The organism is Paraburkholderia metrosideri, assembly GCF_904848625.1.
Lineage (GTDB): Bacteria > Pseudomonadota > Gammaproteobacteria > Burkholderiales > Burkholderiaceae > Paraburkholderia > Paraburkholderia metrosideri.
Window position 1 is genome coordinate 49,579 of record NZ_CAJHCP010000023.1, and the last position, 8,842, is coordinate 58,420.

Annotated in this window: 8 protein-coding genes; all 8 read right to left on the minus strand. The window is 59.1% G+C overall.

Going from position 1 to position 8,842, the window contains the following annotated elements:
* Positions 1-11 precede the first annotated feature (11 nt).
* Positions 12-1,022 carry a DUF2891 domain-containing protein gene (locus LMG28727_RS32475; protein ID WP_201646400.1) on the minus strand — a complete coding sequence of 337 codons (1,011 nt, stop codon included), beginning with the start codon at positions 1,020-1,022 and terminating at the stop codon, positions 12-14.
* Positions 1,023-1,038: 16 nt separating this feature from the next.
* Positions 1,039-1,989, minus strand: coding sequence for a DUF979 domain-containing protein (locus tag LMG28727_RS32480; RefSeq protein WP_201646409.1), 951 nt, complete (start codon positions 1,987-1,989; stop codon positions 1,039-1,041).
* The gene (locus LMG28727_RS32485; protein WP_201646401.1) at positions 1,989-2,678 is read right to left on the minus strand and encodes a DUF969 domain-containing protein; all 690 of its coding nucleotides are present in this window, start codon (positions 2,676-2,678) and stop codon (positions 1,989-1,991) included. The genes LMG28727_RS32480 and LMG28727_RS32485 overlap by 1 nt, the downstream gene beginning before the upstream one ends.
* Before the next feature lie 253 nt (positions 2,679-2,931).
* A complete protein-coding gene (locus LMG28727_RS32490) occupies positions 2,932-4,365 on the minus strand; it encodes an aspartate aminotransferase family protein (protein ID WP_201646402.1) in 1,434 nt (477 codons plus the stop codon).
* 11 nt (positions 4,366-4,376) lie between these two features.
* Positions 4,377-5,711, minus strand: coding sequence for a glutamine synthetase family protein (locus LMG28727_RS32495; protein WP_201646403.1), 1,335 nt, complete (start codon positions 5,709-5,711; stop codon positions 4,377-4,379).
* Complete coding sequence (locus LMG28727_RS32500; protein WP_201646404.1) at positions 5,704-6,549, minus strand: gamma-glutamyl-gamma-aminobutyrate hydrolase family protein; 846 nt, start codon at positions 6,547-6,549, stop codon at positions 5,704-5,706. The genes LMG28727_RS32495 and LMG28727_RS32500 overlap by 8 nt, the downstream gene beginning before the upstream one ends.
* 269 nt (positions 6,550-6,818) lie before the next feature.
* Positions 6,819-7,040: a hypothetical protein gene (locus tag LMG28727_RS34425; RefSeq protein WP_407945893.1), complete on the minus strand. Its 222-nt coding sequence runs from the start codon at positions 7,038-7,040 to the stop codon at positions 6,819-6,821.
* Positions 7,041-7,416: 376 nt separating this feature from the next.
* Positions 7,417-8,439, minus strand: a complete 1,023-nt coding sequence (locus tag LMG28727_RS32505; RefSeq protein ID WP_236592530.1) for a VTT domain-containing protein — start codon at positions 8,437-8,439, stop codon at positions 7,417-7,419.
* Positions 8,440-8,842: the final 403 nt, after the last annotated feature.

Genomic DNA, 8,842 nt, shown 5'->3' on the forward strand with positions numbered 1-8,842 from the left:
CGATCTTCCTGTCAGGCTTCGAGAGCAAGCGTTGCAAAGGTACCTAGCCAGTGCTCGCCCATATAGTCACCGGCAACATGCGGTAAAGCGCTTTGCAAATGACGTTCGGCGGTATCGAACAGCACTGTTCTGCGGATTTCGCCAGCAGGCAGCGCTCGCGCCAGCGAACGTTGGCACCACGCGCGGCTCAGATTCAAGCCGTCCAGATGCGCGATCTTGCCGTCGGTACGATCGGTTACCGTAACAGGCTCGAATAAGGTCGCGGGCTGCTTCGCGCCGAGATCCGGCAGAAAGCGTCCGAACCACTCGACGAATTGCGCAGGCGGCAACACGCGCCGCATCAACTCCGCTTCCATCAGCGAGGGCGACAGAAATTCGTCGCCGGCCGGCTCCCATGCCTGACACGCAACGTCGTTGATAAACCAGCGTTCGGCGGTATTCACAATCAACGCTTCGAGCGATTTACGCGAGGTTTGCCGCGCGAAATCGAGAGTAAGCGACAGCGCGAACGCCATATTGAAGTGCGTTCCCACTCGCAACGGGTACGTCGCCTTAGGCAGAAACTCTTCGAAGCGTTCGACAAAGGCGTCGGTCAGCGGCGCAAAAGTTTTCGACCAGCGCGCGGCATCGGCGAGTTTCAGCGACTGCAGTTGCGCGCTGAGTGCGAGCAGCCACGCCCAGCCATAGGGCCGCTCAAAGCCGCGATTGTGCGGCAGATCGAGATACGCCAGTTCTCCCGCGACATGGCTGTCGGTGAAGTGTTCGTTCACCACGGCCACGATACGCGCGGCTTCGGGCAGATCGGGAAAGCGTTCGAGCAGATGCAGGATCAACCAGTAGCCATGCACGCATGAATGCCAGTCGTAGCTGCCGTAAAAGATTGGATGTAACGCACGCGGGCCTTGTACGTCTTGCGGTCCGGCGAGTGAGTGCGTCAGCTTGTTCGGATATTCGCGCGTCAGGTGGGAGAGCGCGAGATTGGCGAATCGGGACGCAAGTTCGGCAGTGAGTTGGATGGTCATCGGCGGCTCCTCGGAATCAAAAGCGGAAAACCAGCAGGTATAGCAGTATGGTGTTGACGATCAGCAATAGCAAAGCGGTCGGCCATTGCGCCTTGATCACGCCATTCTGGTCTTTCAGTTCCAGCAGCGCGGCGGGCACGATATTGAAGTTCGCGGCCATGGGGGTCATCAACGTGCCGCAGAAGCCGCACAGCATACCGATCGCGCCCAGAATCGCAGGGTTGCCGTGGAATTGATGCACGATCAGCGGCAAGCCGATACCCGCGGTCATCACCGGAAAAGCGGCGAAGGCGTTGCCCATGATCATCGTGAAGATTGCCATGCCGAACGTGTATGCGGCGACCACTGCGAACGCGGAGTCGACCGGAATCCATGTTTTCACGAGATCGGAGACGACGTGGCCGACGCCCGCTACCGCGAATAGCGCGCCCAGCGCGGCTAGCATCTGCGGAAGAATGGCTGCCCAGCCAACGGCGTCCATGGTATGCCGCGCGTCCTTCAATGCATGTACCGGTGAATCGCGCAACATGAAAAGCGCGGTCCCGAATGCGACTAGCGTACCCAGCACCAGCGAAATCAGCGTGACGTTCTTTGCTTCGACAAAAGGCGCGTATTTCAGCGTCAATGTACCGAGCAACGTAATGACCGGAATCAGCAGCGCAGGAATGAATAATTTATTGCCGAAACGCTGCGCCTTGGTTTCGCGGCGCGTGGCGGCGGCTTCGCTATTGTTGTCCGACTTGCCTTTGCCTAGCTTGCCGGAGCCGGCGATCAACGCGAGGGCGATTGCCAGACACCCCGTCACGAAATGCGGCAGTTCTCCACCGAACATAAACGTAATGGCGTAGATGCCCCAGAACAGAAAATTGACTACCCGACGCGGGTTCGAGCGGTCTTGCAGATTGAACAGCGCAAACGCAGCAAACATCAAACCGGCGAGCACGTAGAGAGATTCGAGCTTGATCATCATCGGGCAGCCCCTCGCCCCAATGCATTCATCTTGTGCGACAGATTCCGGTCGAGCAGCATCAACCGGATCAGATGAATCACGAGGGCGGCCACGGCGGTCGGAATCGCCCATACCGAAACCTGCAACGGCTCGACCACAATACCGTTCTGTTCGAGAAAGCCTTTGATCAGCAGGATCGACTGGATCGCAATGAAAATGTCTTCGCCGAAGAACACCGCGATATTGTCGACCGCCGACGCATTCGCGCGAATCTGCTGGCGCACCGCATCGGGCAATTCGCCGTAGCGATTGGCGGCGGCCGCTTCGGCCATCGGCGCGATCAGCGGACGCACCATCTGCGCATGGCCGCCGAGCGACGTGAGTCCGAGTGCGGCGGTGATCTGGCGAATCAGGAAATACAGCATCAGCACGCGGCCGGTGGTGGCGGCGTGCAAGCGTGAAATAAGGTGCTTTGCCTGTTCCTTGAGGCCGTTTCGTTCGAGCAGTGCGATGACCGGCAGCGTGAGCCAGATCAGGCCCATGTAGCGGTTATCCGCGAACGCCTTGCCGAAGGCACTCACGATGTCCACCGGATTCAGGCCGCCGGCCACGCCAGTGGCGACCCCCGCGATGGTCACGACCAGTAGCGCGTTGAAACGCAATGCGAAGCCGAGTACGACAATCGGCACGCCAATCAAAACCCACATTCCGTTCTCCTCGCCGTGTCGTCGCAATTCTTTTTACCGTGTGGTACTGCCGCCGCACGGGCGACGAAATCTAACACGATCATTTATCGACAAATAGTCAATAAATTGTGTTTTGCGGGTAAACGCCAGGAGTTGAGGCGCCAAGATGGCGTGATTGTTTGCCGACTGGCGCAGCCGACGTGCCGTTTCGTTTCGGCGGATATTGACGGTCATGCTGGTTCTGGCGACACATTGCCGCCAGAACCACTCGCGGCTATGAAATGCCGAGTTGCCGTGCGGTGGCGTCGATAGCGGTTTTCGCTTTCGACACGATTTCGTCGATCTCCGGTTTGCTGATCACGAGCGGCGGCGACAGCAGCATGCGGTCGCCGGTCGCGCGCATGATCAGGTTGCCGTTGAAACAGAAATCGCGGCACAGCGTGCCGACCTCGCCGCCATTTGCAAAACGCTTGCGTGTGGCCGGTTCCTGCGCGAGTTGCAGACCTGCCACCAGACCCGCGCCGGCAATTTCGCCGACAATCGGATGATTGGCGAAAGTATCGCGCAATGTCTTCTGAAAGTAGGGACCTGTATCGGTCTTCACGCATTCGACGATCTTCTCATCGCGCAGGAGTTTGAGATTGGCGAGCGCCACAGCCGCGGCGACCGGATGACCGGAGTAGGTGAGGCCGTGATTGAACTCGCCATGGTCGATCAGGGCCTGGGCGACGCGATCGTGCAGGCCGACTGCGCCCATCGGCACATAGCCGCTTGTCAGGCCCTTTGCCAGCGTGATCAGATCCGGCTCGAAACCGAAGTGCTGATGTGCAAACCATTCACCCGTGCGGCCGAATCCGCCGATCACTTCATCGGCGACCAGCAACACATCGTACTTGCGGCAAATACGCTGGATTTCCGGCCAATAGGTCGACGCCGGAAAGATGACGCCGCCCGCGCCCTGGAAAGGTTCACCAATGAAAGCGGCTACGTTTTCCGCGCCCATTTCGAGGATGCGGGTTTCCAGTTGCCGTGCGCGAGCCAGTGCGAATTCTTCGGGCGTCAGATTGCCTTGGGCTTCACCGAAGAAGTACGGTTGATCGATATGCACGATGTTCTCGACTTTCGACGGCATCTGTTCATGCATATAGCTCATACCGCCGAGCGTGCCGCCCGCGATTGTCGAGCCGTGATAACCGTTCTTGCGCGAGATCACGAATTTCTTCGAATGCTTGCGCTGAGTCGCCCAATACTGATGAACGATCCGCAGCACGGTGTCGTTGCCTTCCGAACCGCTGTTGCAATAGAAGAAGTGATTGAACGGTTCAGGCGCGAGTTCGGCGAGCAGCGCCGACAGTTCGATCACAGGCGGGTGGGTCGTCTTGAAGAAGGTGTTGTAGTAGGGCAATTCTTGCATCTGCCGATAGGCGGCATCGGCTAGTTCTTTGCGGCCGTAACCGACGTTGACGCACCATAGCCCCGCCATGCCGTCGATAATCCGGTTGCCGTCCGAGTCCCACACATACACGCCCTGCGCTTTGACGATCACGCGGCTGCCGCTGCGATTGAGCGCGCCCATATCCGAAAATGGGTGGATGTGATGCGCGGCGTCGAGGGTGCGGTATTCGGCGGTGCTGCGTCGCGCCCGGTGGGTGGGCTGGCTTGCTTGTGCCGGTTGCACGTCAGTAACTTCTTCGGTTCTGTAGCTCATACAGCCTCCAGTTAAACATGCAGCAGCAAATGCCGGCGTTCCCACGAACTGATCACGCGGAAAAACGCCTCGTATTCAGTCTCTTTCAATGCAAGGAACGCCTTCACGAACTTCTCGCCGAGTACTTCGGCAATCGGCTCGCATGCGGCCATTAGCGTCAAACCTTCTTCCAGATTGCGCGGCAACTGATACGGCAATTCATAGCCGTCGCTGAGTAGCGGCTCGGTCGCTTCGAGCTTCTGCGTCATGCCGAGATAGCCAGCGGCAAGCGTCGCTGCAATCGCCAGATACGGATTGCAGTCCACACCAGGAATGCGATTTTCGATCCGACGCGCGGCTGGACCCGAGTGCGGGATGCGGAACCCCACCGTCCGGTTGTCGTAGCCCCACGCGACATTGATCGGCGCGGCCATGAAGCGCGATAAGCGGCGATACGAGTTGATGTACGGCGCGAAGATCGGCATGAGCGCTGGCGTGTATTTCTGCAAGCCGGCCACGTAGCCCGTGAAAAGCGAGGTCGGTTTGCCATCCGCAGCGGTAAAGACGTTGCGGCCGGTTTCTTCATCGACGAGACTTTGATGCATGTGCATGGCGGAACCAGGTTCGCCTTCCATCGGCTTCGCCATGAATGTCGCGTACATCTTGTGACGCAGCGCGGCTTCGCGCACCGTGCGTTTGAACAGGAACACGCTGTCGGCGAGCTTCAACGGATCGCCGTGCATGAAATTGATTTCCATCTGCGCCGCGCCGACTTCGTGAATCAGCGTATCGACTTCCAGTTCCTGTACCTCGCAGTATTCATAGATATCTTCGAACAGCGGATCGAACTCGTTGACTGCTTCGATCGAATACGCCTGACGCCCGGTTTCCGGGCGGCCCGTGCGTCCAATTGGCGGCTGCAGCGGCAAGTCCGGGTCCTTGTTCATATCGACCAGATAGAACTCCAGCTCCGGCGCGATGACCGGCTTCCATCCTTTGGCTTGATAGAGTTCGAGCACGCGGCGCAAGACGCGGCGTGGCGAGATCGCGACGGGCGTGCCGTCGAAGTGGACGCAATCGTGAATTACCTGCGCGGTGGGGTCGACGGCCCATGGAATCATCCGGATCGTGCTGGCATCGGGCACGCAGACCATATCCGGATCGGTGACGCCGGTGAGTGACCCATCTTGCGGGTAGTCGCCGGTCACGGTCTGGATCATTACCGCTTGCGGCAAACGCATCGACTCACCGGATTCGAACTTGCTGCGCGGAATGATCTTGCCGCGCGCAATCCCGGCCATATCCGGGATGATCGCTTCGATCTCGGTGACGTGGTGCTTCTTCAGAAATTCGTCGATGTCATGCATGATTTTTTCTCTCGGTGTTGTTCTGTTTGCTTGCGCGACCGGCGCAGTCATGCGTGACGACCGCGGATGCCGTGGCGCGGCCTGTTCTGCTAGACATCCGGGCACGGCACGCAGCGCCGAACGCGCGAAAAATCGCGGTGGATAGCGCGTTGCTGGCGCGCTTCCATTCCGGGTGCCACTGCAGACCCAGAGCGAAAACTCGTGCCCCGGTAACGCTCACCGCTTCGATCAGACCGTCCGGCGCGGTGGCTTCAATCGTCAGCCCCTCACCTAATCGCTCGATGCCCTGAGCGTGCAGCGAATTCACCCGCGCTTCTTTCATGCCGTGTGCAACGCGCTGCAATAAGCCGCCTGGCATGAGTGCAATCGAATGTGCGGGACCGTATTGCGTATCGAGTCCGTTCTCCTGGTTCTCGCGATGGTCGTTGAATCCCTTCGTCGTATGAACGCGTTGATTCAAGCTTCCGCCGAACGCTACGTTCATTTCCTGAAAGCCCCGGCAAATGGCAAGCACGGGCACCCCCGCAGCGATTGCCGCACGCAGCAGGGGCAATGTCGTCGCATCGCGCGCGGCGTCGTGCAGGGTGCCGTGCTCGCTTTCATGGCCGCCGTAGCGGTGCGGTTCGATGTTCGAGTAGCTGCCGGTCAACAGCAGGCCATCGATCACGGATAGCACTTCGTCGCTCGACTGGCGCGCACCGAGTGCGGGCAGCAGCATGGCGAGCGCGTGTGAACCGTCGACGATTGCATCGATGTATTTCTCGCCGACGACATGAGAAGGGTGGACGCCCATCATCGTTCTGTCGGCGCTGATACCGACCAATGGTTTGTTTGGCATAGCTATAGACGTGTTGAGTCCCCGCTGTACGCGGTACCAATTACGTTAGATAAAGCGCGGCAACGATTTTCCGCCGGGCGTAATACGAAGTACGTCAGGCCGCCGGCATCATGCAGGCGGTCAGGGTCGACGCAAACGTGCCGCGCGAGCTAACAGAATGAGTCGTTCGACTCGATCTGCACGACAATGCACAGGCGGCATGAAGCACCGCTCTGATCAAGAGCGTTCGCGCAAACCGAAGAAAATGAACGACGAAAAGGAGAGAGGCGCTACGGCAGCAGTGACGCGACTTCATCGGTACGCACAGCGATAAACGCGCGCGCAGAAATGGAGTTGTGACGTCGAACTGAGCGACGGGAAAGAATAGGGAAGACGGACAGAGCGCGGCGGAACGCAAGGCTGCCGCTGCTGCCGTCGGCGATAGCGCCGTCAGTGCGAAGACCACTCGCCTGACTGCGACTCCATATCACCAAAGGGCCTCGGACTCTCACGATTACACTCGACTGGCGGTGTTGAACGTTGGACGATCGTCGTAAAAAGTATTCACGAATCGCACTATTCGCGGTACTGCGAAACACGCTTTAACCGCGTGCAACGCAAACGGGACGATCCTTCATAAGCCAGCATATACGAGCCAATATGGCCGTCAAATCTTTTTTAAGCGATATGTAAGGGCTTTCCCGATTGACGTGGCTCTATTCCAGATCGTTGCGGGGTGATCGTGCGCACGCATGACACGCACGCATGACGCGACATCGCGGCGCGACACTAGAGGTAACGGGTTGATTCACTAGCCGATGTTTCATTGCAAAACATCGCGGATGCAAACGCGAGCCACTGCCTAAGCGCAGTGGCCACGTTGATACGTCACTGCCCGGTCAATCTGGCTCGCACGGTGTATTCACCTTCATTGCCCTCATCTTCGATCATATGAGCCATGGCGGTATTGAAATCGGGCGGCAATGGCTCGACTGGATAGCCGCGCTTTTCCCAGGCGTCGAGGCCGCCTTTCAGCGCGCGAATATGATGAATGTTCTTGCGATGCAACTGGCTCACAATTCGCTTCGCCGTCGCTTCATTCGGACATACGCAATAGACGACAATCGGCCGCTTCAGCAGTTCAGGATGAATCGGATCAGGCGAATCGAGATCCAGTGGACGTGCGCCCGCAATCCGATGCGATTCTTTTTCGCGCACGCTGGGTGGACGCGCGTCGAGAATCAGCGGCGGCTCGTCGGACTTCATCAACGCATCGAGCTGATCCGGTGTAATCCGCGTGTGCGCGAGCCAGCGGCGAAATTGCAGGCGACGTACCCAGCGATACAGCAACGCTGCGATAAAGATAGCGGCGAACGCATCGAAAATCGTGCCGCCGTTCTGTCTCACGAGCAGCACCAGTTGCACGATCTGATCATGCAACGCCGCGCCGCCGATCACCCACACGCTCGCCCATAGCGTTGCACCGACCAGATCCCACCACAGAAACACGCCGACGCTGATGGCGGTCGTGCCGAGCAACGGCGCGGACACCAGACCGAGTCCCGGCAAAAATTTCGCGACGGTCAGAATCGGCGCGCCATGGCGTTCATAGGTATTGCGCGCGACGCGTACCGTCGTATCCAGCGACAGCGAGAAGCGCACCAGATAGTTCAGCAGACGTCGCCCATAGGCGCGGCCGGTGAAGAACCATAGCGAGTCGGCGATCAGCGTCGCGGCGACGGCGGCAAATACCACGTTGGCGTACGAGGTTTGTCCCATGGCTGCCATGGTTCCACCGAAGATCAGCATCGGCGCGGCCGGAATCGGCAGGCCGAGCTGGGTGACGAGCACGCTCATGAAAACGGCCCAGACGCCCAGAGAGGGTGGAATCGCAACAGGGAAATGCCACACAACCGCGCTCCTGAGAATGCAAGAAAGGGAGATGAATGAGTCTGCGCCGGGTCACTGCGCTGCGAACACGCGGTGCATGTTCCGTTCCCGGGATGACGCGCGCATGTCGAGCCAGGCGGCTGCCGCGTCGGGAAGGCGGGTATCGCTGGCAAGGTTCGTGCAATCGGTGCAGAAAGCGGATTTAAGCACAGGTGGCAAAAAGCCGCTGGGAGGAAGGCTTGACGCAGCGAGGATTCTCGCAGGGAAGAGGGGTTGCGCGCCACACGGCACACGGCACACGGCACACGCCACGCGGCAAACGGCAAACGGCAAACGGCAAACGGCAAACGGCAAACGGCAAACGGCAAACGGCAAACGGCAAACGGCAAACGGCAAACGGCAAACGGCAAACGGCAAACGGCAA